Source organism: Nocardioides sp. P86 (assembly GCF_023712465.1).
Taxonomy (GTDB): Bacteria; Actinomycetota; Actinomycetes; order Propionibacteriales; family Nocardioidaceae; genus Nocardioides; species Nocardioides kribbensis.
Map to the genome: position 1 here is coordinate 1,228,600 of NZ_JAMAYE010000002.1, position 26,759 is coordinate 1,255,358.

Genomic DNA, 26,759 nt, shown 5'->3' on the forward strand with positions numbered 1-26,759 from the left:
GAGGCGGGGCGCGCGAGCTGCCGGGTGACCCGGCTCAGCCGGTGATGGTCACCGGTTGGTCGCCGGAGACCAGGCGCCAGTCGACGGAGGCGAAGAGGGCGGGGTCGATCGTCTCGTTGGCGATCACCCAGTCGATGAGCAGCTGGCGGATCTCCTGCTGGCCGTTGACGACGACGGGCGCGGTGGAGACGGCGGGGAAGCCGCCGCCTCCGGACTGGCGGTAGTTGTTGACCGCGAGCACGAACTCCTGGGCGTCGGCGACGGGGACCCCGCCGTAGGCGAGGTCGCGGATGCGCGAGCCCGGCGCCGCGGCGACGTCGATGTCGTAGGTCAGCGGCTCGTCGAGGCCGAACACGGAGTCGAAGTTGTAGTCGGGGGTGCCACCCGGTGCCGTCGCGGTGACGGCGTTGGTCAGCTCGGCGATGCTCGCGGTGGTGTCGCCGGCGGCCAGCTGCTGGAAGTAGCGGGCGGAGAACTCGAGGTAGTCGCGCAGCTGGGCCCCGGTGATCCGCACCCCGAGCAGGGTGTTGTCGAAGACGTAGAGCCCGGCGACGTCGCGCACGGTGATCTCACCGGCCGGGAAGACCGCCGAACGGCTGAAGGGAGCGGCGATCGAGAGCACCGGCAGCGCGGCGTCGGCGCCGGTGAGCCCCCGCTTGACCGCGTCGGCCTGGACGTACTGGACGAAGTCGATGATCGGCACGTCCTCGACGACGCCGCGCGCCGCGGGCAGCCGCTCCACCGAGGTGCCGACGACGGAGTTGACGTAGTCGCGCACGGTCTGGTGGGCCTCGGCCACGGCCGCCACGACCTCGGCGTCGGCGTCGACGGTGTTGGAGTTGAGCGTCTGCGAGCGGGCGCCGAGCAGCTTCCAGCGCTTGGCGCGACCGTTGCGGTCGCGCACCAGCCGCAGCTCGAGGTCCATCACCGCGACCCGCATGCCCCAGTAGAGCGGCTCGCACAGCAGCACCTGCTGGCCGGTGCGCTCGTTCTCGACGTAGCGCTGGGCGATCTCCTTGTGGGCGTGGCCCACGAGGATCGCGTCGATGCCGGGCACCTGCTGGGCCAGCAGCGAGGAGGCGTTCTCCGGGTAGGGCAGCGCGTCGCCGTAGGAGGAGGAGGTGTCGGCGCCGGAGTGGGCCGAGACGATCACGACGTCGCAGCCCTTGCGGCGCATCTCGGGCACGAACTTCCTGGCCTGCTCGACCAGGCCGGGGAACTCCATGCGCCCCTCGACGTTGGCCTTGTCCCAGATCGCGACGCCGGGGTTGGTGAGGCCGAGGATGCCGACCCGGAGCCGGCGACCGGTGCCGGTGGCGACGGTCTTGATGACGTAGGGCGCGAAGACCGGGCGCTGGGTGACCGGGTCGACGACGTTGGCGCCGAGCAGCGGGAAGTCGAGCTGGCTCTCGAAGGTGCGCAGCGTGTCGATGCCGTAGTTGAACTCGTGGTTGCCCAGGGCGGCGGCGTCGTAGCCGACGAGGTTCATCGCAGCGGCCATCGGGTGGACCACGTCGCGGGAGATCTTCTCGATGCGTGCGTAGTAGTAGGCCAGCGGCGTGCCCTGGAGGGTGTCGCCGGCATCGAGGGTGATGACCGGCCCCTGGCCGCGCCGCTTCTCGCGCACCGCCTCGATGAGGGTGCGGGCCTTGGCCAGCCCGATGTCGTCACCGGCGGCGTTGGTGAACTCCGCGTCCTTGAAGTAGTCCCAGTTGAGGACGTTGCCGTGCAGGTCGGTGGTGCCGAGCACGGTGAGGCGGACGTGGTTGTCGCCGCGCGGCTTGGCGGCGAGGCCGGGGGCGGCGTCGGCCGGGGTGGCGACGTAGCCGGCGGCGGCGAGGGCGGCGGCACCGGTCAGGACGGTGCGGCGCGAGGCGGGCAGGGCGTGCGACATCGAGGGGGTCCTCCCGAGACGTGGGCGCGCGGCGGGATCACCGCGCGGGACGGTTCTACCCGAGCGCACCGACACCGGTCGAGCCCTGCGACCGAGTCGTCACCCGACCGACACCCCGCCGTACGCCGCGAGCGCCCGGCCGACCCCGGCCGACCCCGGCCGACCCCGGCCGACACCGCCTCAGCCGCACCACCGCTCGCGCACGGTGCGCAGCACGCGCACGTTGCGGTTGGTGGCGACGCCGAGGTGGCGCTCCACGACGGCGTTGCCCAGCCGGGCGGTGTGCACGTCGACGGGCAGCAGCAGGTGCACCGCCCGACCCACCACGCGGGCCGTCTCACCCGCACGCCCCGGCGCCTCCAGCCGGCGCACGGCCTCGGGGTCGGGATCGGCCTTCAGCAGCGACACCGTGTGGACGCCGGCGTGGCCGGCGCCGATCCGGTCGGCGTCGGCGACCACGTCGCGCAGCTCCTCGACCGACAGGGCCACCGTGGGCACCTCGAAGCCCCGGTCGGCCAGGAACGCCGCCTCGAGCGCCGTCTCGACCTCGCGGCGCGAGGCGGCCTCCAGCGTCAGCCGCACGTTGCCGGTGCCGAGGTGGCTGGCGACGTCGAGCCCGCCGGCGGCGACCACGGCGGCGAGCACGTCGTCCTTGGGGAACGTGCGCCGCGCTCCGAGGTTGATGGCGCGCAGGAAGGCGATCCAGGTGGTCACGGGTCCATCCTGGCCCTCTCGCCGTGGTCCCGTTGCCTCGCTGTGACCTTGGATCGTTAACGTGTCGGCCCATGACCCCGCGATCCAGCAAGCGCGTCCTGTCCACCCTGGCCCTCGCCGGCGCCCTCGGCCTCACCGCCACGGCCTGCGCGACCGAGACCACCACGACCGAGAGCGGCGTCCAGGTCGTCTCGGAGGGCGAGCTCACCGTGTGCACCTCGCTGCCCTACAAGCCCTTCGAGTACCGCCAGGGCGACGAGGTCGTCGGCTTCGACATGGACCTCATGCAGCGCGTCGCCGAGGCCAACGACCTCGACCTGAGCGTCGAGGTGACCGGCTTCGAGGGCATCCAGTCCGGCCAGGCCCTCAACTCCGGCACGTGCGACGTCGCCGCCGCCGGCATGACGATCACCCCCGAGCGCGAGGAGGCGGTGGACTTCTCCGAGCCGTACTTCGACGCCACCCAGGCCCTGCTCACCACCGACGAGTCCATCGACTCCCTCGAGGCCCTCGACGGCATGACCCTCGGCGTCATGAGCGGCACGACCGGCGAGCTCTACGCCGAGGACAACGCCCCCGAGGGCGTCGAGATCAAGTCCTTCGAGGACCTCGGCCTGCAGACCCGCGCCGTGCAGGGCGGGCAGGTCGACGCGATCATCCAGGACAACGGCCCCCTCCTCGACTTGGCCAAGGAGAACGACGACCTCTTCGTGACCGCCGAGTTCGACACCGGCGAGTCCTACGGCTTCGCGGTCCGCAAGGACCAGAACGACCCGCTCCTGGAGAGCATCGACACCGTGGTCTCCGACGCCCGCGACGACGGCTCCTACGACGAGATCTACGAGAAGTGGTTCGGCCAGGCCCCCACCGACGCCCGGTGACGTCGCCCGGCACGACCGCCCCCGTCCCGGCCGACGTCAGGAGACCGACATGGCCATGAGTCCCCGCAAGCGCGCGCGCGTCAGTCGCGCGGTCCAGTACGTCGTCCTGGCCGTCCTCGTGGTCGCCGTCGCCCTCGTGGCCGACTGGAAGACCCTCGGCTCGACCTTCCTCGACCCCGACCTGGCGCGCGAGCAGTTCCCCGACATCATCTCGGTGGCGCTGAAGAACACGATCCTCTACACGATCGGTGCGTTCGTCTTCGGTCTCGCGCTCGGCCTCGTGCTGGCCCTGATGCGGCTGTCGTCGGTGGGGCCCTACCGCTGGCTGGCCACGACGTTCATCGAGTTCTTCCGCGGCGTGCCGGCGCTGATCGTCTTCATCGGCTTCTACTTCGGCCTGCCGATCGCCTTCCCGGGCCGCCAGATCCCCGGCGGCACCTTCGGCGTCGTCGTCATCGCCCTCGGCCTGGTGGGGGCGGCCTACATGGCCGAGACCATCCGCGCCGGCATCCAGGCGGTGCCGAAGGGGCAGATGGAGGCCGCCCGGTCGCTGGGCATGTCGCACTCGCGCGCCATGGTCACGATCATCGTGCCCCAAGCCTTCCGCATCATCCTGCCGCCGCTGACCAACGAGCTGATCCTGCTCACCAAGGACTCCTCGCTGGTCTACGTCGTCGGGCTGACCTTCGCCGACTACGAGCTGACCAAGTTCGGGCGCGAGGGCCTCAACGACAACGCCAACCTCACGCCGCTGTTCCTGGCGGCGCTGTGCTACCTGCTGATCACCGTCCCGCTGTCCATCGTCGTGCGACGCATGGAAGCCCGATCCGAGAGGGCCCGCTGATGACCGAGCGCACCCGCGAGTCCGGGGCGGCGATCGACGTCCTGCAGCTGCACAAGTACTTCGGCGACAACGAGGTGCTCCAGGGCATCGACTTCCACGTCGGCAACGGCCAGGTCGTCTGCGTCATCGGCCCCTCGGGCTCGGGCAAGTCGACGCTGCTGCGCTGCGTGAACCTGCTGGAGACGCCCACCTCGGGCAAGATCTTCATCGAGGACACCGAGATCACCGACCCCGACGTCGACGTCGACGCGGTGCGCAGCCGCATCGGCATGGTCTTCCAGCAGTTCAACCTCTTCCCGCACATGACCGTGCTGAAGAACCTCACCGTCGCCCAGCAGAAGGTGAAGGGACGCGGCAAGGACGAGGCGGTCGAGTGCGCCCGCCGCAACCTGGCCAAGGTGGGGCTGGCCGAGCGCGAGGACGCCTACCCCGCGCACCTCTCCGGCGGTCAGCAGCAGCGCATCGCGATCGCGCGGGCGCTGTCGATGGACCCCGACATGATGCTCTTCGACGAGCCGACCTCCGCGCTCGACCCCGAGCTGGTCGGTGACGTCCTGGGCGTCATGAAGGACCTCGCCTCCGAGGGCATGACCATGATGGTCGTGACCCACGAGATGGGCTTCGCCCGCGAGGTCGGCGACAAGCTGGTCTTCATGGACGGCGGCGTGATCGTCGAGGAGGGCGACCCCGTCGCCGTGCTCGGCGACCCCCAGCACGAGCGCACGCAGTCGTTCCTCTCCAAGGTGCTCTGAGCCCAGCCGCCCACCGCACCGCACCACGTACGCCGCACGGCGCCGGTCCCCCGCGGGGGGCCGGCGCCGTTCGGCGTACGTGAGCCGGCACACGTCCGCTGGATTGCATAGCCTTCCTATGCAACAGTGGAGGACGTGGACGACGAGACCGCTGCACCAGCCCCCGGCACCGGGACACGCGAGCGGGAGAACGACGAGCTGCGCGCGCTGAGCAACGACCTCGTCGTCCACGCCGCCCGCCTGGTGCGCGCCGTGCGCCGCCAGCACCCCTTCCCCGCGGGGATCCGGGTGCTCTCGCTGCTCGACGAGCACGGCGCCACCGGCGTCAGCGCCCTCGCCGCCCTCGACCGCTGCTCGCAGCCCACGATGTCCAACGCCGTGAGCCAGCTCGTCGAGCGCGGCTGGGTCGGCAAGCAGCCCTCCCCCGACGACGGCCGGTCCACGCTGGTGGCCCTGTCCGAGGCGGGCCGCCAGGAGCTGCGCCGCACCCGCGACCTCAACGCCTCCGTCGTGGCCGAGCGCGTCGCCGCCGGCCCGCACACCACCGAGGACCTCGCCACGGCCGTCGCCGTCCTGCGCGACCTCCTCGACACCGAGAAGGGAATCTGAACGTGACCACCTCGCACGCACCAGCGCAGGGGACCTCCATGCTGCGTCAGCCCCGGGCCGTCTGGGCCGTGGCCTTCGCCTGCGTCATCGCCTTCATGGGCATCGGCCTGGTCGACCCGATCCTCAAGGACATCGCCGCCCAGCTGCAGGCGACGCCGAGCCAGGTCTCGCTGATGTTCACCAGCTACATGGCGATCATGGGCGTGGCGATGCTGGTCACCGGCGTGGTCAGCAGCCGCATCGGCCCCAAGCGCACGCTGCTCGCGGGTCTCGCCCTCATCATCGTCTTCGCCGGCCTCGCCGGCGCCTCCGACACCGTGGGCCAGATCGTCGGCTTCCGCGCGGGCTGGGGCCTGGGCAACGCCCTCTTCGTGGCCACCGCGCTCTCCACGATCGTCTCGGCCGCGGCCGGCTCGACCGCGCAGGCGATCATCCTCTTCGAGGCCGCCCTGGGCATCGGGATCGCCTCCGGCCCGCTCGTGGGCGGGCTGCTCGGCGAGCAGTCGTGGCGGGCGCCGTTCTTCGGCGTCTCGGTGCTCATGCTCCTCGCCCTGGTCGCGACGGCCGTGCTGCTGCCGGCCACGCCGCCGACCGGACGCCGCACCTCGCTGGCCGACCCCTTCCGCGCGCTGCGCCACCGCCCCCTGCTGCTGCTCGGCGTCACCGCGATCTTCTACAACATCGGCTTCTTCACCATCCTGGCCGCGGGCCCCTTCGCCCTGCCGGAGGCCGGCATCCTCGAGATCGGCTGGATCTTCTTCGCCTGGGGCCTGCTGCTGGCCTTCACCTCGGTCTTCGTGGCCCCGCTCGTGCAGCGCGCGGTCGGCACCGTGCCCGCGATCATCGCCATGCTGGCGCTCTTCGCGCTCGACCTGGCCATGATGGCCGTCTTCACCACCCACGTGCCGGTGGTCGTCGCGGGCATCGTCGCCTCGGGCGCCTTCATCGGCATCAACAACACCCTCATCACCGAGGCGGTCATGGGCGCGGCCCCGGTGGATCGGCCCGTCGCGTCGGCGGCGTACTCCTTCCTGCGCTTCTGCGGCGGCGCCGTGGGCCCGTTCGTGGCGCTCAAGCTCGGCGAGAGCGTCGACGAGCACGCGCCCTTCGTCTTCGGCGCCGCCGCGGTGCTGGTCGGCGTGGTCGTGCTGGCGGCCGGGCGCCACGTGGTGGCGGGGCGCACGCCGCACGCCGAGGTGGGCAGCCGCGCGGAGGCCGAGGCCGTCCTGGTGGGCGACGTCGACTGACCCGGGACCCTGACCGCCGACCGTCTGGACGAAGCAGCGCCCGGAGCCCGAGGGCTCCGGGCGCCTGCTCCCCCACGGAAGGCCGTCCAGCGGGTCCGGCGGTGGCTCAGCCCTGGGGCAGGGCCACCGTGATCGTGGCGACGCCGACCAGGAAGTCGCCGGGGATGGCCTTCTTCCCGCTCAGGCCGTAGGTGGAGTTGAGCAGCTTGGCCGCCACCGGCGAGACGAGGACCTTCGTGCCCTGCAGCGTCGCGGTGGAGTCGGTGGTCTTGAGCGGGTTGAGCGTGCGCCCGTCGAGCTGGAAGAGGAACGCGCTGCTCACCGCGGTCTGGCCGTTGACCGCGACGTCGCCGTAGACGCGCGAGACGCCCGGGTCGACGTTGAGGTTCGACAGCCGCACCGTCGTGCCGCCGGCGCTGAGGGTCAGACCCGAGCCCTCGTGCTGGACCTGGCCGATCACGTAGGGCGAGACCTCGCCGGGCTCGAAGACCGTCACGTTGCCGCCGGTGATGGGGAAGACCAGCGAGCCCTTGACCAGCTTGGCCGTGCCGACCACGCCGGGCGTCACGCCGAGGGAGGACAGCGCGTCGGTGAAGCCCTTGTCGAGCTTGACCGCGGTCGTCTTGCCCCGCAGCGCGTCGATCGAGGCGACCGCCGCCGGCGCGCTCCCGGCGCCGCCACCGTCGTCGTCGCCGCAGGCGGCCAGGGGCAGGGTGAGCAGGGCGAGGCCTGCGAGCGCGGCGACGCGGCGGCGCGAGGGGGCGAGGAGCGGCATGGAGCGTCCTAGGAGGCGCGGAGGGAGGAGCTGACGTCAGGCGATTCGGTGACCTGGCTCACCCGGATTGGTCCCGCGCCGCCGCGGTCTGGTCCACCGGGGCTCCGCGCCGCCGGCGGCGGGCGCGCTCAGAGGTTGCCGCGGCGGTCCTGCTCGCGCTCGATGGCCTCGAAGAGCGCCTTGAAGTTGCCCTTCCCGAAGCCCAGCGACCCGTGGCGCTCGATGAGCTCGAAGAACACCGTGGGGCGGTCGCCGACGGGCTGGGTGAAGATCTGGAGCAGGTAGCCGTCCTCGTCGCGGTCGACGAGGATGCCGCGCGCCTTCAGCTCCTCGATCGGCACCCGCACCTCGCCGATGCGCGCGCGCAGCTCGGGGTCGTCGTAGTAGGAGTCGGGCGTGGCGAGGAACTGCACGCCGCGGGCGCGCATGACGTCGACGCTGCGCAGGATGTCGCCGGTGGCCAGCGCGAGGTGCTGGCAGCCGGGGCCGGCGTAGAAGTCGAGGTACTCGTCGATCTGCGAGCGCTTCTTGGCCACGGCCGGCTCGTTGAGCGGGAACTTCACGCGGTGGTTGCCGCTCGCCACGACCTTGCTCATCAGCGCGGAGTAGTCGGTGGCGATGTCGTCGCCGACGAACTCCGCCATGTCGGTGAAGCCCATGACCCGGTGGTAGAAGTCGACCCACTCGTCCATCCGGCCGAGCTCGACGTTGCCCACGCAGTGGTCGACGGCCTGGAAGAGGCGGGCCGGGTCGCCGGCGCGCCGCTCCACGGTGCCCGTGCGGGCCACGTAGCCGGGCAGGTAGGGGCCGTCGTAGCGGCTGCGGTCGACGAGGGTGTGGCGCGTCTCGCCGTACGTCGCGATCGCTGCGGTCCGCACGGTGCCGTGCTCGTCGCTCTCGTCGTGGGGCTCCACCAGCACCGTGGCCCCGCAGGCGCGGGCGTGGGCGACGCAGCGGTCCACGTCGGGCACCTCCAGGGCCAGGTCGACCACGCCGTCGCCGTGGCGGCGGTGGTGGTCGGCCAGCGGGCTGGCGGGGTCGACGGCGCCGGTGAGCACGAAGCGCGCGCTGCCCGAGCGCAGCACGAAGGAGACCGCCTCGCGGTGGCCGGTCTCGGGGCCGCGGTAGGCGACCAGCTCCATGCCCATCGCCAGCTGGTACCACCCCGCGGCCATGGTGGCGTTGCCGACCACGAACCCCACGGCGTCGAGGGCGTTGACCGGGAAGGGGTCGCGGCTCGGGTCGTGCTCGACCAGGCCCACCAGCTGCTGGAGCTGCTCGAGGGTGAGGTCGGCACGCAGCTCCTCGGGGGTGAGGGCACGGTGCGCAGCGGTCGTGGTCTCGGGGGTGGCGGTCATGGCCTCAGGATGGTGAGGGGCGGTCAGGATGTGCAACAGTTCTCCGGATCACTGGACAACCTGCACGGTCGAGGAGGCGCACGTGGACGATCTCGACCGCAGGGTGCTCGAGCTCTTCGCCGAGCAGCCCCGCCTCGGCGTGCTGGAGGCCTCCCGACGCCTCGGGGTGGCCCGCGGCACCGTGCAGGCCAGGCTCGACCGCCTCGCCGCCCGCGGTGTCGTCACCGGGTGGGGCCCCGACCTGTCGCCCGAGGCGCTCGGCTGGCCGGTCACGGCGTTCCTGACCCTGGAGATCCGTCAGGACTTCTCCCCCGACGGCGGCGCCCACGACGTGGTGGGCGAGCACCTCGCCGGCATCCCCCAGGTGCTCGAGGTGCACACCACCACCGGCTCCGGCGACCTGCTCGCGCGGGTCGTGGCCCGCTCCAACACCGACCTGCAGCACGTCATCGACCGGGCGCTGGCCCACCCCGCGATCCTGCGGTCCTCGACCACGATCGCCCTGGCCACGCCGGTGCCCCACCGGGTGCTGCCCCTCGCCCGCCTGGCGGCGGGCCGGCCCCCGGGCTAGACCTCGTCGGGCGGCGGGGGCGCGGGGGCGAGGGCGGCCGTGACCTCCCGGGCGGCGCGCATGACGTGCTCGGCGACCGTGCGCTCGTCGACGTCGCCCATGCTGACGATGCCCACGCTGCCCTCGAGGCCGTCGACGTCGATGGGGGCGGCCAGGCCCTGGGCGCCGGTCTGGAGCTCGCCGAGCGTCACGACGTAGGGCGGGCGCGGCCCCTGGGCCCGGCCGGCGAGGATCGCCTTGCCCGCCGCGCCCTGGAGGAGGGGGTGGCGCGTGCCGACCCGGTAGGAGACGTGGAAGTCGGTCCACGAGGGCTCCACCACCGCGACGGCGAGCGCCTCGTTGCCCTCGGCCACGGTTAGGTGGGCGGTGTGGCCCACGGCCTCGGCCAGGGTGCGCAGCACCGGCCCGGCGACGTCGCGCAGCACGGGGTGGACGGCCGAGGCGATGTGGAGCACGCCGAGCCCGACGTGGAGCCGCCCCCGTGCGTCGCGCCGCACCATCGAGTGCTGCTCCAGCGTGCTGACCAGGCGGTAGACGACCGTGCGGTTGACCTCGAGGGCCGCCGCGAGCTCGGTGACCGTGAGCCCGCCCGCCGAGGCGGCCAGCACGTCGAGGACGCGCAGGCCCCGGTCCAGGGTCTGGGACGTCTCGGCCGACATGGGGCGAGTCTAGGACGGCCCTCGCCCGGGGTCGGGCTCAGCCCGACTTGCGCGCCGCCCAGTCGCGGATGCGGTCGATGCGGGCCCGCAGCTGCTCGGCGTTGGCAATGGCCGCCGCCGGGCCGCCGCACTCCTTGCGCAGCGCGGCGTGGGTGATCCCGTGGGCCTGGCCGGTGCGGTGGTGCCACGCGGCCACGAGCCCGTTGAGCTCGCGCCGCAGCACCGCCAGCTGCTCGTGGGTGCTGACCTGGGTCACCGAGTCGGCCGGGCGCGTCTGCGCCGCGCTCGGGGGCGCCGCCGCCTTCTGCTTGCGCGCCCGGTCGCTCTGGCGCTGCTGGAGCAGCTCGCGCATCTGGGAGGGCTCGAGCAGGCCGGGGATACCGAGGAAGTCCATCTCCTCCTCCGAGCCGACGTGCACCTCGCCCTCGTGGCCGAACTCGCCACCGTCGTAGAGCACCCGGTCGAAGCGCGCCTCGGAGCCGAGCGCCTCGAAGGGCAGCTTGTCCTCCTCCGCGGAGGCCGACTCCCCCTGCTGCGCCTCGGCGAGCAGGTCGTTCTCGGCGGCGAAGATGTCGTCCTCGTCGGTGACCGTGCGCCCGAGCACGTGGTCGCGCTCGACCTCCATCTCCGAGGCGAAGCCGAGCAGGCGCGGCACCGACGGCACGAAGACCGACGCCACCTCGCCGCGGGTGCGCGCACGCACGAAGCGGCCCACGGCCTGGGCGAAGAACAGCGGCGTGGAGGTGGTCGTGGCGTAGACCCCCACGGCCAGGCGCGGCACGTCGACGCCCTCGGAGACCATGCGCACCGCGACCATCCACCGCGAGTCGTCCTCGGCGAAGGCGGTGATCTTCTTCGAGGCCGCCTTCTCGTCGGAGAGGACCACGGTGGCCGACTGCCCGGTGATCTGGCGCAGGGTCTTGGCGTAGGAGCGCGCGGAGTCCTGGTCGGTGGCGATGACCAGGCCCCCGGCGTCGGGCACGTGACGGCGCACCTCGGTCAGCCGGCTGTCGGCGGCGGCCAGCACCGAGGGGATCCAGGAGCCGCCGGGGTCCAGCGCGGTGCGCAGGGCCTGGTTGGTGAGGTCCTTGGTCAGCGGCTCCCCGAGGCGGGCGGCCACCTCGTCGCCGGCGCGGGTGCGCCAGGTCATCTCCCCGGAGTAGGCCAGGAAGAGCACGGGGCGCACGACGTGGTCGGCCAGCGCGTGGGCGTAGCCGTAGGTGTAGTCGGCCACCGACCGCGGGATGCCGTCGCCGCCCGGCGCGTAGGTGACGAACGGGATCGGGTTGACGTCGGAGCGGAAGGGCGTGCCGGTGAGGGCCAGCCTGCGCGCGGCGGGCTCGAAGGCCTCGCGCACGCCCTCGCCCCACGACAGCGCGTCACCGGCGTGGTGCACCTCGTCGAGGATCACCAGCGTCTTGAAGCGCTCGGTGCGGATCCGCATGGCCAGCGGGTTGACCGCGACGCCGGCGTAGGTCACCGCGATGCCGACGTAGTCCTCCGACGTGCGGCCCTTGCCGGCGGAGTAGGCCGGGTCGATCGGGATGCCCGCGCGCGCGGCGGCCTCGGCCCACTGGAGCTTGAGGTGCTCGGTGGGGGCGACCACGGTGATGCGGTCGATCATCCGGCGCCCCAGCAGCTCGGCGGCCACCGACAGCGCGAAGGTCGTCTTGCCCGCGCCGGGCGTCGCCACGGCGAGGAAGTCGCGGGAGGGCCCGTCGAAGTACTTCTCCATCGCCGCCTGCTGCCAGGCGCGCAGCGACGGGGCCGTGCCCCAGGCGGCGCGCTGCGGGAAGGCGGGACTGAGCGCGGGGACGAGGTGGGGTGCGGGCTCGGAGCCGCCCGTCACGCGTCGTCGCCCGCGTCGTCCTTCATGTTCTCCCAGGCGTCCTTGCACTCGGGGCACACGGGGTACTTCTCCGGCGCGCGGCTCGGCACCCAGACCTTGCCGCACAGGGCGACGACCGGGGTGCCCATGACCATCGCCTCGGTCAGCTTGTCCTTCTCGACGTAGTGGGAGAAGCGCTCGTGGTCACCGTCGTCGGTCGGGACGGTGCGCTGGTCCTCGCGGACCTTCTCGTCGACCGCGGTGCCGGTTCCGAATCCGAAGCTCACCCGCCCAGTGTAGGCGAGCCGGACCTCAGTTGAGCTCGGGGTCGGCGGGCCGGGTGGCGTGCCAGGCCAGCTCCCCCGGCTGGCGCCGCACGACGTCGCGACGCAGGTCGGTGACGTCGTCGCGGAAGACGTCGTCGGCGGTGCCGGGCACCACCAGCCAGTCACCCCCGGCGATCTCGCCCTCGAGCTGTCCGGCGCCCCATCCGGCGTACCCCGCGAAGACCCGTACGCCGAGGAGCGCGTCGGCCACCTGCTCCACGGGCGTGCCGAGGTCGACCAGCCCGAGCCGGTCGACGACGGCGCGGAAGCCCGCGGGCGGCTCCCCCGGCCCCAGCAGCGCGAGCGCGATCGCCCCGTCGGCGGAGACCGGGCCGCCCTGGAAGAGCACGTCGGGCTCGACGACCAGGCGGTCCCAGCCCTCGAGCACCTGCTCGACGCTCACCGGGGTGGGCCGGTTGAGCACGACGCCGACCGCGCCCTCGGCGTCGGCGTCGAGCAGCAGCACGACGGTGTCGGCGAAGTGGGGGTCGAGCAGACCCGGCCCCGCCACCAGCAGCATGCCCGCACCGACCTCGCTCATGGGGCCATCATGGCACCGGGGCGGTGGGTGCGATCAGGCCGCGAGAGCCGCGCGCAGGCGCCCGAGCAGGCCGGCGGACCGGTGGGCCACCGCGGGCTCGAGGCTCGCGCCCGGCCGCCAGCCGGCGCGCGCCCGCGCCTCGATGCGGGCCCCGGCGCGGGCCGCGGCGGCGGTGGCGTGGGTGCCGGCCTGCCCGGCCATCACGGCCAGCAGGTGGTGCTCCTTGGCCGACGCCTTGCGCAGCGCGGCGGCCATCACCTCGTCACGGGGCTCGGCGCGGTAGTGGTCGAGCACGGCGCGCACCCCGGGCATCTCGTCGGCCGTGCCGCGCCAGGCGGCGACGACGGCGTCCTCGAGCGCCACCGGCTGGTGGACCAGCTCGCGCTCGATGCGGCCCGACAGGCGGGTGTGCCAGCGCAGCTGGAGGGCGCCGAGCAGGTCGAGCTCGTCGTGGAAGGCGGTCGTGGCGCCCTCGACGTCCAGCGGGAGCAGGCCGTCGACACGGGCGTCGGCGGCGGCGATCACGGCGCGGAGGATCTCCCCGCGGTTGCGGTGGCTGTTCCAGGTCATGGTCACTCCTCGGTCGTTCACGGTTCACGTACCGTGAGTACGTACCGATGGTAGGGCGGCATACCGGCGGTATCCAAGCACCACAGGGGTGACCTGGGCCCGATCCGGCGTGATCCCGCCCACCCGGCGCCACCGGGCCGTGGCGGCGGCCACATAGGGTGGGCCCATGGCGAAGTCCTCGGTCTCCAAGCTGGTCCCCAAGGTGCCCGCGGTGCCGGGCGTCAGCCGTCGCCAGCAGTACTCCGCGTCGACCAAGCGGGCCCTCGTCGACGTGGCCGAGCAGATGTTCACCGAGCACGGCTACGCCTCCACCTCGCTGGACTCGATCGTGGCCGGGGCCGACGTCACCAAGGGCGCCCTCTACCACCACTTCAGCGGCAAGCAGGCCCTCTTCGAGGCCGTCTTCGAGCGGGTGGAGTCCGACGCGGCGCGTGCGATCCAGAAGGTGCTGCGGGGCAAGAAGGACCCCTGGGAGAAGGCCCGGGCCGGGCTGCGCACCTTCCTCGAGGTGGTCCAGGAGCCGGGCTACCGCCGCATCGTCGTGCAGGAGGGCCCGGCCGTGCTGGGCTACGAGCGCTACCGCGAGCAGGAGGAGCGCTCCACCTACGCCAACGTCCTGGAGATCATGCGCTCGGTGCTCGGCGCCGGCCCGTGGGAGCTCGAGGACGAGATGCTGCAGACCTTCTCCCGCATCTTCTTCGGCGCCATGGCCTCGGCCGGGGAGTCCGTGGCCGGCTCCGACGACCCGATCGCGGCCGCCGCCCGGGTCGAGGCCGCCATCGGCTTCATGATCGCCGGCTTCCAGGCCCTCGCCGACGCCGGCGTGATGCTGCCGACCGGTCCGCTGGGGCCGATCACCACCACCGACTGACGCCGACCGGACCAGCGGTCCCGGGCCGGGCTACTTGGCGAAGGTGACCGAGCCGCCGTCGGTGGGCACCAGCTCGATCCAGGTGCGTCCGGCCGGCACGCTCAGCGCGCCCGCCCTTGTCGACAGCTCGAGCGGCTGGTCGAGCCCCGGCTTCGTCCAGGTGCCGCGCACGAGCGTGCCGCCGTGGAAGAGCATCGCCTCGCCCTTGCCCTCGAGGGTCGTCTCGGGCACGGGGTTGCCGGCCGGGTCGAGGTAGCCCGCGTCGCCGACCGGCACGCGCAGCACGAGCACCGTGTCGGCGGGGAACTCGTCGCCCTGCGCGGCGAAGGTGTCGGTGTTGGTGTAGCCGCCGTCGGCGTAGGTCCAGCTCGTGGTGTGGCTGCCGGAGAAGCTCGCGGCCAGCGACCGCGCCGGCTGGCCCGCGGGCAGGTCGGACTCCTCGCCCCAGGGCAGGTAGTCGCTGGGCCGCTCGGCGGCGCCGTCGGTCAGCGTCGTGGTCGCCGCGAGGTCGGTGAAGAGGTTGTAGGGCGCGCTGCGCGAGGAGTCGCGGAAGAAGCCCTTGGACCCCTCGGCGAAGAAGGTGATCCCGGCCTGCTTGATCCGCCCGATCGTGACCGCGGCGGCGCCGCTGGTCACCACGGCGGCGTCGGCGGGGGACACGATCCCGATGTCGCTGGCCCGCATCGAGCGCACCGGACCCACCGTGCCGGGGATCTCGGAGTAGAAGAAGGCGGCCAGGCGGGTCATCCCGCCCTCCACCAGCTCCTCGACCACCAGGTCGGCCTCGCCCAGGCCCAGCTGCGGGGCCGCGGAGGAGGTGTTGTCCATCTTCAGCACCATGACCGGGTGGCGCTGGGCGGCCGACTCCCCCTTGCCCACCGGCAGGCCGGTCAGCGGCCACGTCGCCTCGAGCCGCTCCCCCGCGGCGACGTCCTGGGCCTCGGCGCCGCCCCCGGAGCCGTCGGAGGACTCCTCGCCCCCGCCGCACCCGGCGAGCACCAGGGCGGCGGCGGCGAGCAGGGCGGTGGCGCGCGCGGCGCGCCGGCGGGTCGGGACGGGACGGATGAGCACGTCGGGCTCCGATCGGTGGGAGGTGCGGAAGGACGGAAAGGCTACTGAGTCGATCGACAAAACCAGCGACCGCCCCCAGTGTGCGACCCGGACGCGCCCCGTGGACGGAGGCGCGCGGGCCGCAGCACCGACGGCGGTCGGCTGCGCGGTGCGGGATCAGCCGCGGGAGATGGTGGCCCCACCGTCGACGTAGAGGGTCTGACCGGTGATGTAGGACGCCTCGTCGCTGGCCAGGAAGGTCACCGCGGCGGCGATGTCCTCGGGGTGGCCGACGCGCTTCACGGGGTTGGCCTCGCCGCTGAGGCGGCGGAACTCCTCGACGTCCATCTTGAGCCGCGCGGCGGTCTGGTCGGTCATGTCGGTGGCGATGAAGCCCGGCGCGACCGCGTTGACGTTGACGCCGAAGGCGCCCAGCTCGAGGGCGAGGGTCTTGGTGAAGCCCTGCAGGCCCATCTTGGCCGCGGAGTAGTTGGCCTGGCCGCGGTTGCCCAGCGCCGAGGTGCTGGAGGTGTTGACGATCTTGCCGTAGCGCTGCTCCACGAAGTGCTTCTGCGCGGCCTGGCTCATCAGGAAGGCGCCCTTGAGGTGCACGCCCATGACGAGGTCCCAGTCGAGCTCGGTCATCTTGAAGAGCAGGTTGTCGCGGGTCACGCCGGCGTTGTTGACCAGGATGTGCAGGCCGCCGAGCTCCTCGACCACGCGGGCCACGGCCGCCTCGACCGAGGCCTTGTCGCTGACGTCGCAGCCGATGCCGACCGCCTGGGTGCCCAGGGTGGCCGCCGACTCCGCGGCGGCGGACTCGTCGAGGTCCACGATCGCGACCGCGGCCCCCTCCTGAGCGAAGCGCTGGGCGGTGCCGAGCCCGATGCCGCGAGCGGCTCCGGTGATCACGGCCACGCGTCCGTCGAAACGACCCATGCTGCTGTCCTCCTCAGTGGCCGCGGGCGCGGCCGGTGGTGTACGTCGAGACGCCGGTCACCCTAGGTCACCAGGCCCGGGGGCGGTGACGTCAGTCCAGCGCCGACCGCAGCCGCGCGGCGTACGACGCACGCTCGCCGTCGTCGTAGCGCTGCCGCGGCCAGAAGAAGCCCCGCAGGCCGTCGCCCTTGGTGCGCGGCACGACGTGCAGGTGCAGGTGGGGCACCGACTGGCTGACGGTGTTGTTGACCGAGACCCAGCTGCCCTGCGCGCCCAGCGCCTCGACCACCGCGGTGCAGAGCCGCTGGGCCGCGGCCAGGAACGGGTCGCGCAGCTCGCCGGGCAGGTCGGGCAGGGTCACGACGTGGGTGCGCGGCACGAGCAGCACGTGGCCGCGGAAGACCGGTCGCTGATCGAGGAAGGCGACGAGGTCGTCGGTCTCCAGCACGAGGTCGGCCGGGGTCTCCCCCGCCACGATCGCGCAGAAGACGCAGCCGGCCTCGCTCACTCGCACACGACCCCGGCGCAGCGCGGGTCGAGCACGACGCGGCCGGCGCCCGCGCTGGCGTCGAAGTGGTGGGCGTCCTGCACGCCGTAGGTCCAGCGCAGGCCGTGGGCCCGCATGGCGCTGACCACGGCGTGGGCCGAGGAGCGCCACGCGACCCTCGGGTGTGAGCGGGAGGGCCACCAGGTGTTGGGCACCGTGCCCTGCTGGGAGCGGTAGGGGTTCTCCCACGGGTTGACGTCGAGGGAGCGGCCGTAGGAGTGCGGGGAGCGCACGCCCGGGCGCCCGACGACGTCGCGGCAGTTGAAGGCCGAGGTGTTGTCGGCGGCCATCGAGGCGTAGTCGTCGGCGCCACCGAGGCGCTTCGACCAGCCGAAGCGGTCCACGCGGTACATCGCGCGGATCGGCAGCTGCTCGCGGTACATCTGGCTCAGCGCGCCCGCCATCTGGCCGACGGCGCCGGTGGCGGCCACCAGCTCACCGCGGTAGCGGTAGCCGTCGAAGCCCCAGTAGTTGATGCGCAGCAGCCGCAGGCCGGAGCGGCCCACGGGGCAGCCGGCGTGCCAGCTGCGGCCGGTCATCTGCTTCCAGACCCCGTCGGGGATGGTGGTGACGACCGGGCGGGCGCCCTCGCCGGTGGCGCGGGGCTGGCGGGGCAGGGAGATGCGGGGCCGCGGGGCGCCGGCGGGCAGTGCGACCGGGGTGCCCGGCGGGCGGTTGTCGACCAGGTGCGTGCCGCTGACCGAGCGCTCGAGCCAGGCCTTGGCGGGGGCGAGGGCGCGGTAGACGGTGTCGACGCGAGGGCGCACCGTCAGCGAGGCGCGGCCCTGGTCGTCGGTGCGCACCCGGACCGGGTCGCTCCACGCCTTCGCGCCTCGCGGCTTGCTCTGCACCGTGACGCGCCCCGCCACCGGCGTGCCGCTGCCGGTGGTCCACCGCACCGCGAGGTCCACCGACCGCTCGTCGACGACCTTCCCGGGCCCGCCCAGGCGCAGGTCGGAGCCGCGCTTGCGCAGCGGCAGCACCGTGGTGACCTCGGCCGCCGGGTGGGCCGCGTCGCCGGCGAAGGACGCGCGCACGACGTTGTCCTTCGGCGCGCGGGCGACCACGACGTCGACGACCACCGCGCCGGCCTCGTCGGTCAGGGCGCGGGCGACCTCGGCCCACTCCCCTCCCCGGCGCCGCTCGACGACGACCTCCGCCCCGGTGACCGGGGCGCCGGCGTCGTCGCGCAGCGTCGCCGTGAGCGGCGTGGCGGTGTCGGCGTACCGCGCGGGCGCCTCGAGGCTCAGCCCCGGTGCGGGGGCCGCACCCGCGGGCACGACCGTCAGGGCCGCGCCCGCGAGGGCGGCACAGACGAGCAGGACGAGCAGGCGCAGAGGGGCCTGCAGCAGGGACGGCATGGCGCTCAGTGTGCCGATCCCCCGCGCCGATGGGCAGCCCCCACGCGGGCGAGGCACGCGCGGGGCCCGCCCCGGTCCCGGCCGCCGGCTACCGCCCCGCGACCCAGGTGTCGCGCGCGTAGACCGCGGAGTCGGGGTGGTCGGCGAAGACCCCGTCGACCCCGGCGTCGAGGAAGGCCTGCACCTCGGCGAAGACGTCGCCCTTGGCGTCGGGGTCGGTGCCGGTGCGGAAGTCGGTGGCCATGAACTGGTTCTCGTCGCGCACGGTGAACACCACGACCCGCAGGCCCGCCGCGTGGGCGTCGTCGACGACGTCGCTGGGCCCGGTCAGCGCCCCGGAGGCGTCGCGCGGCAGCACGACGTCCTTGTTGGGGCCCAGCCAGTCGGCGTAGCGCGCCACCTTCGCGAGCCCCGCCGGCGTCACGAGGTCGGCGTACGTCGTGTCCTTGCCGGCCGCGACGAGGTCGTAGGGCGCGCCGGTGGCGTCGACCAGCTGCTCGACGGGCGCCTCGGTGAGGCGGTCGATCTGCTTGAGGTTGGTGGTCTCGAAGGACTGGATGAGCACCTTGCTGCGCTTCTCGTCCAGGCCGAAGCGCTTGAGCTCGCGCAGCATCGGCTCCTCCAGGGACAGCCCGATGGAGTCGAAGTAGGTGGGGTGCTTGGTCTCCGGCGCGACGCCGATCCTGCGGCCGGTCTCCCGGGAGGCCGTGCGGGCCAGGCGCAGCACCTCGGTGAAGGTCGGCACCCGGAAGCGGCCGTCGTAGCGGGTGTTGTCGGGGCGCACCTGCGGCAGCCGCTCCACGGCCCGCAGGGTGCGCAGCTCGCGCAGCGTGAAGTCCTCGGTGAACCACCCGGTGACCTCGCGGCCGTCGATGGTCTTGGTGGTGCGGCGGTCCGCGAACTCGGGGTGCTCGGCGACGTCGGTGGTGCCGCTGATCTCGTTCTCGTGGCGGGCCACGAGCACGCCGTCCTTGGTCGGGACCAGGTCGGGCTCGATGTAGTCGGCGCCGAGCTGGACGGCCAGGCGGTAGGAGGCGAGCGTGTGCTCGGGGCGGTAGCCCGAGGCGCCGCGGTGGCCGACGACGACCGGGGTGCGCAGCTGGGTGACGGGCCGCTCGGCGGCAGGGGCCTGGGCGGCGCGCTCCTGCTCGAGCGCGCCGGCGCCGCCGGCGGGGCGGGCCCCGGCGGGGGCGAGGAGGCCGGGCCCGGCCAGGAGGGCCAGGGCGGTGAGCCCGGCGACGGGCAGCAGGGTGCGGGGGGAGGTCTTCCGAGAGGTCATGGGCGCACCGTAGGACGACGCCGGTGGCCGGTCGGGGAGGCGGCCGTGAACGGCGGGCGACGCGCAGCGGTCCAGCGCGGGACCCTCAGCGCACCCCGGGGGCGTAGATCACCTCGGGTCGCTCGATGCACAGGCGGGTCTCGTCGTCGGCGGCGAGCTCCGGGTGCGCGGCCAGGGCGGGCTGCAGCTGGGCGGCCAGGACGTCCATGCGGGGCACGAACGGGGTGGAGACGCCGATGTCGGCCTGGCCCGGCCGCCGTACGTCGAGGAACCAGCGCCCCGTGTTGCCGGGTGCCGACGACGACACGAAGCGGTGGATCCGCACGGTCGTCGGCGGAGCCAGCGGGGCCTCGCGCCGCTGCCAGAGTGCCCGCTGGTGGAAGGTCCCGGTGGTCTGGTCGATCCAGACCCGCGAGGTCCACACGATCCCGATGCCCAGCAGGAGCGCGAGCGAGAGGAGCCCGAGCAGGGGCACGACCACGACGGTCAGCGTGGTCCAGTCCATGGTGCCCCGCACCACGCGCAGCAGGTTCCACCCGAAGCCCGCGACCACGAGCGCGGCGACGGCGGTCATCAGCAGCCGCCACAGGATCGAGGGCCGCATCGTCTGGTCGCTCATGGTGCCTCCGAGGGGTGACCGCCCGCGACGGCGGGGAGGGGCGGGAGGGTCGGGTGGTGACTGCTCCCCGACCCTAGCCGCTGCTCGGCAGCGGTGTTTCGCGGTGCGCGCCGGGGGGCAGTGTGCCGTCGACGCCACCCCCACGCCGGACGAGAGGAACCCGCCATGCTGACCGGAGAATCCGAGGCGAGAGCCCGCATCGAGCGCGCCGCCGCCCAGGCGGAGGACAACTTGCGACGGGCCCAGCGGATGAACGGCGAGCTGGCCGAGGTGAGGTCGGTGGGCCATTCCCGCGACGGCGGGGCCGAGGTCACCGTCAGCGCCTCGGGCGTGCTGGTCGACCTGCACGTCACCGCGAAGCTCGCGCAGCGCCCCGCCGAGGAGATCCGCGCCGCCATCCTGCAGGCCAACGCCGAGGCCTGCGCGCAGGCCCAGCAGCAGGTGCGCGAGGTCTCCGGTCGTTGGCTGGGTGAGCGCAGCGAGTCGGCCGCGGAGATGGACCGGCACTTCGGCTCGATGCTCGACCAGGCCGCGACCCCGCCGGAGGACGGGCCGCGGGGCTCGGCGGGCAGTGGGGTGCTGCGATGAGCATCGACGTCACCCTGGGTGAGATGAGGGCCCACGCCTCGCACCTCGACGACATCGCGGAGACCGCCACCGAGGGTGTCGACGCCGGTCGCGCCGTCTCCATCCACGGCGACGCGTTCGGCCTGCTCTGCGCCTTCATCGGCGAGGCGCTGGAGCCGGTGCAGGCGGTGGGCGTCGACTCGGCCAAGGCGGCGGTCGCCGGCGTGTCCGGCACCGCCGACGCCGTCCGTGGCCTGGCCGACATCTTCGGCTGGACCGACGACGTCGTGAACGACCTCTTCAACGTCTTCAAGGGGCAGTGATGACCGATCCGCTCGTGGCCCCCGAGGTCGACTCGACGGCGTGGTACACCGGCGCCGGGCCGGTGGAGAGCCTGGCGGCCAGCGGGGTGGCGCTCTCGGAGGGCGACTGGGTCGAGGGCGCGGTCAACGGCGTCTTCGGCGGCCTCGAGACGCTCGCCGACATGACCGACCCCTTCGGCGCCGTCGTCGGCATGATCGGCGGCTTCATCATGGAGCACGTCGCCCCCTTCCCCGAGTGGCTGGACCAGCTCGCCGGCAACCCCGACGAGATCCGTTCCTTCGCCACCACGTGGATGAACGTCGCCGACCACCTCGACAGCAACGCCGACGACTTCCTCGCCACCGTCCGACGCGACGCCGGTCGGTGGGAGGGCCTCGCCGTCGACGCCTACACCGCCGCCGCGGACGCGCTCGAGGACATCCTCAAGGCCTTCGCCACCGCGATCCGCGGGGTGGGCGGCGCCACCGAGCTCGCCGGCGGCATCGTCGCCGGCGTGCGCGCCCTCGTGCGCGACGCCATCGTCGAGGTGGTCAGCTGGATCCTCGGGGCGATCTGGAAGTTCACCACCCCGTACCTCCCCAAGGGCCTGCAGGAGCTGGCTTCCACCGTCGTGGAGTGGGTCGCGAAGGTCCGGCGCTTCCTCGACGACCTGGTGTCGACCGTCAGCCAGCTCGGCACCCGCATGAACGACCTGATCGCCTCGATGGGGGACGGCGGCGCCAAGGTGTCGGAGGTGCTGGGGCGGTGGGGTCAGCTCTCGGTCGTCGAGCCCGGGTTCGACATGGACCGACTGGTGAGCTCGGTGTCACCCGGGGGCGGTGGCCTCAGCAGCGGGATCCCGACCCTCGCGAAGGTCACCTACGACGGTCTGACGGAGTCCACCAAGTACGTCAGCGACGAGTGAGGCCCCGGCTCGCGGAGGCCACCGACACCGCGAGCACGGAGACGAGCACGAGGGCCAGGGTGGGCGCGGCGACGACCCACCAGGCCCGTTCGGCGTAGCCGATGCCCTCGGCGAGCAGCAGGCCCCACTCGGGCGAGGGCTGGCCCGGGCCGAGCCCCAGGAAGCCCAGCGAGGCCAGCGCCAGGGTCACCCCCGGCACGCGCAGCGCGGCGTGGCGCACGACGGGGCCGACGGCGCCCGGCAGCAGGTGGCACCAGGTGCGTCGCAGCGGCCCGACCCCCAGCACGGGGAGCACCGCGACGTGGGGGCGGCCGCGGGCCTCGGTGACGAGGGCCGAGGTGTGCGCGGCCAGGGGCGCCCAGCTCACGGCCGCCACCGCCACCGCCGCACCGAGCGTCGAGGGTCCGGCGAGGGCGGCCACGAGCAGTCCGGCCACGATGGGCGGGGCGGCGTTGGTGACCTCGACCGGGCCCGCGGAGAGGCGGGGCGCCAGCCCGACCACGAGGCCCACCACGAGGCACACCGCCACCACGGCGAGGGCGGTGCCGACCGTGCTGAGCGCCCCGTGGGCCAGGCGGGCGAGCAGGTCGCGTCCGCTGGCGTCGGCGCCGAGCCACAGCCCCGGTCGCGGCGCCTCGAGCCGCTCGTGGACCGACGCGTAGGGATCGCCCGGCAGCCCGGCGAGCACCATGACCAGCAGCAGCCCCCCGGCCAGGAGCGGTACGCCGAGGGCGCGCCGGCCCGCCCGCGGGGCGGGCGCGGCGCTCGGCACGCTGGCCAGCCGCAGGGCCGGTCCGAGCAGGGCGCGCCGCAGCAGCGCCACGACGAGGCCGACCGCGACGGCCACGACGACCAGCAGCAGCACGCCGGCCTGGAGCGCCGGCACGTCCTGCGCGCTCGCCGCGCCCAGCACCGCCCGGCCCAGCCCCGGCACGGCGAAGACCTCCTCCACCGCGACCGCGCCCCCGAGCAGCCCGACCACGACGAGGCCGACCTGGCCCACGACCGACGGCAGGGCACGGCGTAGCACGGCGAGGGCCAGCCGGGCCCGGGAGCGCCCGACCAGCAGCCAGGTGTGCACCCACGGCTCCCCCACCACCGCGCCCACCGCGTCGGCCAGCAGGCGGCCGACCAGTCCCCCGCCGGGCAGCCCCAGCGCGAGCGCCGGCAGCACGAGGTGCTCGGGGCCCTGCCAGCCGTAGGGCGGCAGCCAGCCCAGCCACACCGCGCCCACCAGCAGCAGCACGGCGCTGAGCACGAACTCCGGGAGCGCGGTGAGCGCCACCGCGCCGACGCCGGCGCCCGCCCCGCGGTCGCCGCGCAGCCCGCCGACCAGCGCGGGCACCGCCACGACGGCCGCGACGACCAGCGCCACGACGAGCGCGGCGAGCATGAGCGTCAGCGAGACGCCGGCCGCCGACAGCAGCCCGGGGCCGACCGAACGCCCGGAGATCCACGACGTGCCGAGGTCGCCGCGCGCCAGGCCCGCCACCCAGTCGCCCAGCACCGCGAGCGGTCCACGGTCGAGGCCGAGCTCGGCGCGCACCGCGGCCAGCGCCGCGGGGGTCGCCTCGAGCTCGGCGTACCGCGCGCGCAGGACGGTGTACTCCGCCGAGCGCCCCGAGAGCCACGGCAGCAGACCCACGAGCACGAGCACGCCCAGCCCGGCGCCCAGGCGCGAGGCGGTGACCAGGGCCGCCGCGCGCGTCATCCGACGGAGGTCGAGGCGTCCACCAGGGCGCGCTCGCGGGGGTCGCGCAGGGCGTCCTCGACGCGCTCCGACTCGCCCTGGACCACCCGCTCGTGCAGCAGCGGCACGACGGCGTCGGCGCCGAGCACCAGGGCCTCGACGGCCATGGTGGCGGCCTGCCGCTCGGGGCCGACCGGCAGCGCCGCGGCCTCCTCGAGGGCGGCGTCGACGTCCTCGTCGCAGAGCTGGGCGATGTTGAAGGAGCCCTCGCAGGCGAAGTCGCTGTAGAGGTAGGCCACCGGGTCGCCCGAGTCGAGCACGGTGGCGCGGGAGAGGATGAAGGCGTCGAAGGCGCCGTCGAGGGCGTCGGCCTCGATGAACTGGTACTCCCGCACGTCCTGCTCGACCTCGAAGCCCACCGCCTCCAGCTCCTGCTCGAGCAGCACCGCCACCTCGGGCAGCTCGGCGCGGTCGGTGAAGGTGCCCAGGCTGATCTCCACCCCGTCGACCTGCGCCGGCTCGGGGCGCCCGCCGAGCAACTCGGCGTAGGCGTCGTCGCGCAGGTCGGCGGCCCACGGGATCGCGGGGCCGAGCAGGCCCTCGGCCTCGTCGGCGCGGCCCTCGTAGACGTCGGCGACGAGCCGGGCCCGGTCGATGGCCTCGCGGGCCGCGGCCCGCACGGCCGGGTCGGCGAAGGGGCCCTCGGAGGTGTTGAGGTAGAGCGTGTTGGTGCGCGGCATCGGCACCTCGTGGATGAGCGCGGGGTCGATCTGCGTCAGCTGGCCCACCGGCACGGCCTCCACCACGTCGGCCTCCCCGGTGCGCAGCGCCGCGGCCCGCGCGGTGCCGTCGGGCACGTAGGAGACGTCGAGGCCCGCGGCCTGCGCCGGCTCGCCCCAGTAGTCGTCGAAGCGCTCCAGCGTCGCGCCCGCCGTGCCGGCCACCTCGGTCAGCTCGTAGGGCCCGGTGCCGGTGCCCACGGGCGACACCGTCCCGTCCGGGGCGTACGCCGAGGCCGCCAGCACCGCCAGCTGCGGGCTCGAGAGCCGCTGCGGCACTAGCGGGTCGGGCTCGCCGGTGGTCACCACCAGCGTGTCGCCGTCGGCCTCGGCGGCGAGGGTGACCCCGTCGAGGATCCGCGGCGGCGGGCTGGCCTCGGCCGCGGCGGTGAGCGAGGCGGCCGCCTGCTCGGCGGTCAGCTCCGTGCCGTCGTGGAAGGTGACGCCGTCGCGCACCGCGAAGCGCCAGGTCAGGTCGTCGGCCTGCTCCCAGGAGGTGGCCAGGCCCGGGAGGGCGCCGCCCTCGTCGTCGAGGGTCACCAGCGTCTCGGCGGTGCTCCAGCGCGAGAGCTTGAAGGCGTCGTCGGACAGCGGGCTCAGCCCCGAGCGCGGCGGCTGCAGCATGGCCAGGCGGATCCGGTCGTCGGCGCCCCCGCCGCCCCCGGCGTCCTGGGCGCCCGGGGCTCCGCCGCAGGCGGTGACGGACGCCAGCAGCACCGCTGCGGCGGCGAGGTGGGAAGGACGGGGCGTGCGGATCATGCGGTGCTCTCTTCTCGGGTGGCTTCTCGGGTGGCTTCTCGGGTGGTGGGTGAGGACAGGTCGCGGGCGCCGACGAGGGCGCGGGTGGCGGGGTGGGCGGGGTGGGCGAGGAGGCGGCTGGTGGGGCCCTCCTCGACGACGCGGCCGGCGTCGAGCACGACGACGCGCTCGCAGGTCCGCTCGACGGCCTCGAGGTCGTGGCAGACCAGCAGCAGCCCGATCCCGTCGAGCCCGGCGACCACGTCGAGCACGTGGTCGCGCAGGTCGTGGTCGAGGCCGCTGACCGGCTCGTCGGCCAGCAGCAGGCGTGCCCCGCAGGCCAGGGCGCGGGCCACGGCGACCCGCTGGGCCTGGCCGCCACTGAGCTCGCCGGGGCGTCGGCGCCAGAGGTCCTCGTCGAGGCCGACGCGGGCCAGGGCGGCCCGCGCGGTGCCCACCGGGTCGCCGGGCACGCCCAGGCGGCGCGCCGGCTCGGCGACCAGGCGCTCCACGCGGTGGCGGGGGTCGAGGGAGGCGGCCGGGTGCTGGGGCACGTACTGCACCGCGCGGCGGTACCACCGCAGCGAGCGCACCGATCCCGGTCGCACGGCGCGCCCGTCGAGGGAGACCTCGCCGCGCCCGGGGGCCAGCAGCGCCAGCGCGACCTGGAGCAGCGTGGTCTTGCCCGCCCCCGAGCGGCCGACCAGGCCCACCCGCTCCCCCGGAGCGAGCCGGAGCGTGACGTCGTCGAGCGCCGGCGCGCTCGCGCCGCGGTGGTGGCCCGGGTGGTGGCCCGGGTGGTGGTGGGTGACCCCGCGCAGCTCCAGGCCGCTCACGCCACGCGCCCCTCGGCCAGGGCCACCGTGCGCGAGCAGAGCCGCGCGGCGACCTCGCGGTCGTGGGTGACCAGCAGCAGGGCGGCGCCGCTGTCCGCGCAGTGGCGCTCGAGCAGGTCGACGACGCGAGCCCGGGCCACCGCGTCGAGGGCGGTGGTGGGCTCGTCGGCCACCAGCAGGCGGGGCGCGCAGACCAGCGCGAGCACGGTGCAGACCCGCTGGAGCTGTCCGCCCGAGAGCTCGGCGGGGTGGCGCCCGAGCAGCGCCGCGGGGTCGGCCAGGTCGGCCTGGCCCAGCAGGTCGAGCACGAGGTCGCGGGCGGCGGCGCGGGTCAGGCCACGGCGGGCCCGGGCGGCCTCGACGAGCTGCGCCCCGACGCGCACCAACGGGTTCAGCGCGGTCGCCGAGGCCTGGTGCACCGCGGCCAGGCCGGCGCGCTCGCGGCGGGTGCGGCCGAGGCGGCGGCGCAGGTCGACCGGGCGCCCCTCGAGCAGCAGCCGCCCGGAGGCGGCGTACGCGGGGCCGAGCGTGCCGAGCACCGCGGCGGCGGTGAGGCTCTTGCCCGAGCCCGACGGGCCGACCAGCGCGACGCGCTCGCCGGCCGCCACGGCGAGGTCGACGCCCGACACCAGCGTGCGCGTCCCGACGCGCACGTCGAGTCCCTCCAGCTCCAGCACGGCGCCCCC

At 74.3% G+C, this 26,759-nt stretch carries 29 protein-coding genes; 10 read left to right on the top strand and 19 right to left on the bottom strand.

The window, feature by feature from the left end:
* Nucleotides 1–34: 34 nt before the first annotated feature.
* Nucleotides 35–1,894, bottom strand: a complete 1,860-nt coding sequence (locus tag M3673_RS13190; protein ID WP_251534230.1) for a bifunctional UDP-sugar hydrolase/5'-nucleotidase — start codon at nucleotides 1,892–1,894, stop codon at nucleotides 35–37.
* Nucleotides 1,895–2,074: 180 nt separating this feature from the next.
* The gene (locus M3673_RS13195) at nucleotides 2,075–2,608 is read right to left on the bottom strand and encodes a DUF1697 domain-containing protein (protein WP_251534231.1); all 534 of its coding nucleotides are present in this window, start codon (nucleotides 2,606–2,608) and stop codon (nucleotides 2,075–2,077) included.
* 71 nt (nucleotides 2,609–2,679) lie between these two features.
* Here M3673_RS13195 and M3673_RS13200 point away from each other — a divergent pair, with 71 nt between their 5' ends.
* The 5 genes from M3673_RS13200 to M3673_RS13220 all read left to right on the top strand — a co-directional run bounded on the left by M3673_RS13200 (nucleotide 2,680) and on the right by M3673_RS13220 (nucleotide 6,941).
* Complete coding sequence (locus M3673_RS13200; RefSeq protein ID WP_193661450.1) at nucleotides 2,680–3,489, top strand: transporter substrate-binding domain-containing protein; 810 nt, start codon at nucleotides 2,680–2,682, stop codon at nucleotides 3,487–3,489.
* Between the two features lie 49 nt (nucleotides 3,490–3,538).
* Nucleotides 3,539–4,333, top strand: coding sequence for an amino acid ABC transporter permease (locus M3673_RS13205; RefSeq protein WP_193661451.1), 795 nt, complete (start codon nucleotides 3,539–3,541; stop codon nucleotides 4,331–4,333).
* A complete protein-coding gene (locus tag M3673_RS13210; protein ID WP_193661452.1) occupies nucleotides 4,333–5,085 on the top strand; it encodes an amino acid ABC transporter ATP-binding protein in 753 nt (250 codons plus the stop codon). The genes M3673_RS13205 and M3673_RS13210 overlap by 1 nt, the downstream gene beginning before the upstream one ends.
* A gap of 135 nt (nucleotides 5,086–5,220) precedes the next feature.
* Nucleotides 5,221–5,694 carry a MarR family winged helix-turn-helix transcriptional regulator gene (locus tag M3673_RS13215; protein ID WP_056864533.1) on the top strand — a complete coding sequence of 158 codons (474 nt, stop codon included), beginning with the start codon at nucleotides 5,221–5,223 and terminating at the stop codon, nucleotides 5,692–5,694.
* A 38-nt stretch (nucleotides 5,695–5,732) separates the two neighbouring features.
* Nucleotides 5,733–6,941: an MFS transporter gene (locus tag M3673_RS13220; protein ID WP_251534232.1), complete on the top strand. Its 1,209-nt coding sequence runs from the start codon at nucleotides 5,733–5,735 to the stop codon at nucleotides 6,939–6,941.
* A gap of 106 nt (nucleotides 6,942–7,047) precedes the next feature.
* Here M3673_RS13220 and M3673_RS13225 read toward each other — a convergent pair whose 3' ends face one another.
* On the bottom strand, nucleotides 7,048–7,716 hold the full coding sequence (locus M3673_RS13225) for a hypothetical protein (protein WP_193661453.1): 669 nt from the start codon (nucleotides 7,714–7,716) through the stop codon (nucleotides 7,048–7,050).
* A gap of 128 nt (nucleotides 7,717–7,844) precedes the next feature.
* On the bottom strand, nucleotides 7,845–9,074 hold the full coding sequence (gene hppD, locus M3673_RS13230; protein ID WP_193661454.1) for a 4-hydroxyphenylpyruvate dioxygenase: 1,230 nt from the start codon (nucleotides 9,072–9,074) through the stop codon (nucleotides 7,845–7,847).
* Nucleotides 9,075–9,156: 82 nt separating this feature from the next.
* Between hppD and M3673_RS13235 the strand changes: the two genes are divergently transcribed.
* The gene (locus M3673_RS13235; RefSeq protein ID WP_251534233.1) at nucleotides 9,157–9,645 is read left to right on the top strand and encodes an Lrp/AsnC family transcriptional regulator; all 489 of its coding nucleotides are present in this window, start codon (nucleotides 9,157–9,159) and stop codon (nucleotides 9,643–9,645) included.
* On the opposite strand, the gene M3673_RS13240 is transcribed toward M3673_RS13235, so the two are convergent.
* From M3673_RS13240 to M3673_RS13260, 5 genes are all read right to left on the bottom strand, one after another.
* The gene (locus M3673_RS13240; RefSeq protein ID WP_056863645.1) at nucleotides 9,642–10,304 is read right to left on the bottom strand and encodes an IclR family transcriptional regulator; all 663 of its coding nucleotides are present in this window, start codon (nucleotides 10,302–10,304) and stop codon (nucleotides 9,642–9,644) included. The genes M3673_RS13235 and M3673_RS13240 overlap by 4 nt on opposite strands.
* Nucleotides 10,305–10,341: 37 nt before the next feature.
* Nucleotides 10,342–12,039, bottom strand: coding sequence for a DEAD/DEAH box helicase (locus tag M3673_RS13245; protein ID WP_251534353.1), 1,698 nt, complete (start codon nucleotides 12,037–12,039; stop codon nucleotides 10,342–10,344).
* A 110-nt stretch (nucleotides 12,040–12,149) separates the two neighbouring features.
* Nucleotides 12,150–12,419, bottom strand: a complete 270-nt coding sequence (locus M3673_RS13250; protein WP_056863643.1) for a DUF3039 domain-containing protein — start codon at nucleotides 12,417–12,419, stop codon at nucleotides 12,150–12,152.
* A gap of 25 nt (nucleotides 12,420–12,444) precedes the next feature.
* The gene (locus M3673_RS13255) at nucleotides 12,445–12,999 is read right to left on the bottom strand and encodes a YqgE/AlgH family protein (RefSeq protein WP_193661457.1); all 555 of its coding nucleotides are present in this window, start codon (nucleotides 12,997–12,999) and stop codon (nucleotides 12,445–12,447) included.
* 33 nt (nucleotides 13,000–13,032) lie between these two features.
* The gene (locus tag M3673_RS13260) at nucleotides 13,033–13,569 is read right to left on the bottom strand and encodes a hypothetical protein (protein WP_251534235.1); all 537 of its coding nucleotides are present in this window, start codon (nucleotides 13,567–13,569) and stop codon (nucleotides 13,033–13,035) included.
* Nucleotides 13,570–13,735: 166 nt separating this feature from the next.
* Here M3673_RS13260 and M3673_RS13265 point away from each other — a divergent pair, with 166 nt between their 5' ends.
* Nucleotides 13,736–14,440, top strand: coding sequence for a TetR/AcrR family transcriptional regulator (locus tag M3673_RS13265; RefSeq protein WP_193661459.1), 705 nt, complete (start codon nucleotides 13,736–13,738; stop codon nucleotides 14,438–14,440).
* A gap of 30 nt (nucleotides 14,441–14,470) precedes the next feature.
* On the opposite strand, the gene M3673_RS13270 is transcribed toward M3673_RS13265, so the two are convergent.
* The 6 genes from M3673_RS13270 to M3673_RS13295 form a co-directional block, all read right to left on the bottom strand.
* The gene (locus M3673_RS13270) at nucleotides 14,471–15,511 is read right to left on the bottom strand and encodes a DUF3048 domain-containing protein (protein ID WP_251534236.1); all 1,041 of its coding nucleotides are present in this window, start codon (nucleotides 15,509–15,511) and stop codon (nucleotides 14,471–14,473) included.
* Nucleotides 15,512–15,667: 156 nt separating this feature from the next.
* Nucleotides 15,668–16,429, bottom strand: coding sequence for an SDR family NAD(P)-dependent oxidoreductase (locus M3673_RS13275; protein WP_056863638.1), 762 nt, complete (start codon nucleotides 16,427–16,429; stop codon nucleotides 15,668–15,670).
* A gap of 91 nt (nucleotides 16,430–16,520) precedes the next feature.
* Nucleotides 16,521–16,937 (bottom strand): HIT family protein, encoded by a 417-nt coding sequence (locus M3673_RS13280; RefSeq protein ID WP_056903538.1) that lies wholly within the window; start codon nucleotides 16,935–16,937, stop codon nucleotides 16,521–16,523.
* Nucleotides 16,934–18,337: a M15 family metallopeptidase gene (locus M3673_RS13285; RefSeq protein WP_251534237.1), complete on the bottom strand. Its 1,404-nt coding sequence runs from the start codon at nucleotides 18,335–18,337 to the stop codon at nucleotides 16,934–16,936. The genes M3673_RS13280 and M3673_RS13285 overlap by 4 nt, the downstream gene beginning before the upstream one ends.
* Nucleotides 18,338–18,425: 88 nt before the next feature.
* Nucleotides 18,426–19,616, bottom strand: a complete 1,191-nt coding sequence (locus M3673_RS13290) for a glycerophosphodiester phosphodiesterase (protein WP_251534239.1) — start codon at nucleotides 19,614–19,616, stop codon at nucleotides 18,426–18,428.
* An 85-nt stretch (nucleotides 19,617–19,701) separates the two neighbouring features.
* Nucleotides 19,702–20,235: a hypothetical protein gene (locus tag M3673_RS13295; RefSeq protein ID WP_251534240.1), complete on the bottom strand. Its 534-nt coding sequence runs from the start codon at nucleotides 20,233–20,235 to the stop codon at nucleotides 19,702–19,704.
* Nucleotides 20,236–20,400: 165 nt separating this feature from the next.
* Here M3673_RS13295 and M3673_RS13300 point away from each other — a divergent pair, with 165 nt between their 5' ends.
* From M3673_RS13300 to M3673_RS13310, 3 genes are read left to right on the top strand one after another with little or no spacing between them, the layout of a single operon-like run.
* Nucleotides 20,401–20,823, top strand: coding sequence for a YbaB/EbfC family nucleoid-associated protein (locus tag M3673_RS13300; protein WP_193661465.1), 423 nt, complete (start codon nucleotides 20,401–20,403; stop codon nucleotides 20,821–20,823).
* A complete protein-coding gene (locus M3673_RS13305; RefSeq protein ID WP_193661466.1) occupies nucleotides 20,820–21,125 on the top strand; it encodes a type VII secretion target in 306 nt (101 codons plus the stop codon). The genes M3673_RS13300 and M3673_RS13305 overlap by 4 nt, the downstream gene beginning before the upstream one ends.
* Complete coding sequence (locus M3673_RS13310; RefSeq protein WP_056903533.1) at nucleotides 21,125–22,030, top strand: WXG100 family type VII secretion target; 906 nt, start codon at nucleotides 21,125–21,127, stop codon at nucleotides 22,028–22,030. Before M3673_RS13305 ends, M3673_RS13310 begins: the two co-directional genes overlap by 1 nt.
* On the opposite strand, the gene M3673_RS13315 is transcribed toward M3673_RS13310, so the two are convergent.
* From M3673_RS13315 to M3673_RS13330, 4 genes are read right to left on the bottom strand one after another with little or no spacing between them, the layout of a single operon-like run.
* Nucleotides 22,017–23,741, bottom strand: a complete 1,725-nt coding sequence (locus tag M3673_RS13315; RefSeq protein ID WP_251534241.1) for an ABC transporter permease subunit — start codon at nucleotides 23,739–23,741, stop codon at nucleotides 22,017–22,019. The two genes, M3673_RS13310 and M3673_RS13315, sit on opposite strands and share 14 nt — an antisense overlap.
* Nucleotides 23,738–25,258: an ABC transporter substrate-binding protein gene (locus M3673_RS13320; RefSeq protein ID WP_251534243.1), complete on the bottom strand. Its 1,521-nt coding sequence runs from the start codon at nucleotides 25,256–25,258 to the stop codon at nucleotides 23,738–23,740. Before M3673_RS13320 ends, M3673_RS13315 begins: the two co-directional genes overlap by 4 nt.
* The gene (locus M3673_RS13325; protein WP_251534246.1) at nucleotides 25,255–26,073 is read right to left on the bottom strand and encodes an ABC transporter ATP-binding protein; all 819 of its coding nucleotides are present in this window, start codon (nucleotides 26,071–26,073) and stop codon (nucleotides 25,255–25,257) included. The genes M3673_RS13320 and M3673_RS13325 overlap by 4 nt, the downstream gene beginning before the upstream one ends.
* Nucleotides 26,070–26,750 (bottom strand): ATP-binding cassette domain-containing protein, encoded by a 681-nt coding sequence (locus M3673_RS13330; protein WP_251534248.1) that lies wholly within the window; start codon nucleotides 26,748–26,750, stop codon nucleotides 26,070–26,072. The genes M3673_RS13325 and M3673_RS13330 overlap by 4 nt, the downstream gene beginning before the upstream one ends.
* Nucleotides 26,751–26,759 lie beyond the last annotated feature (9 nt).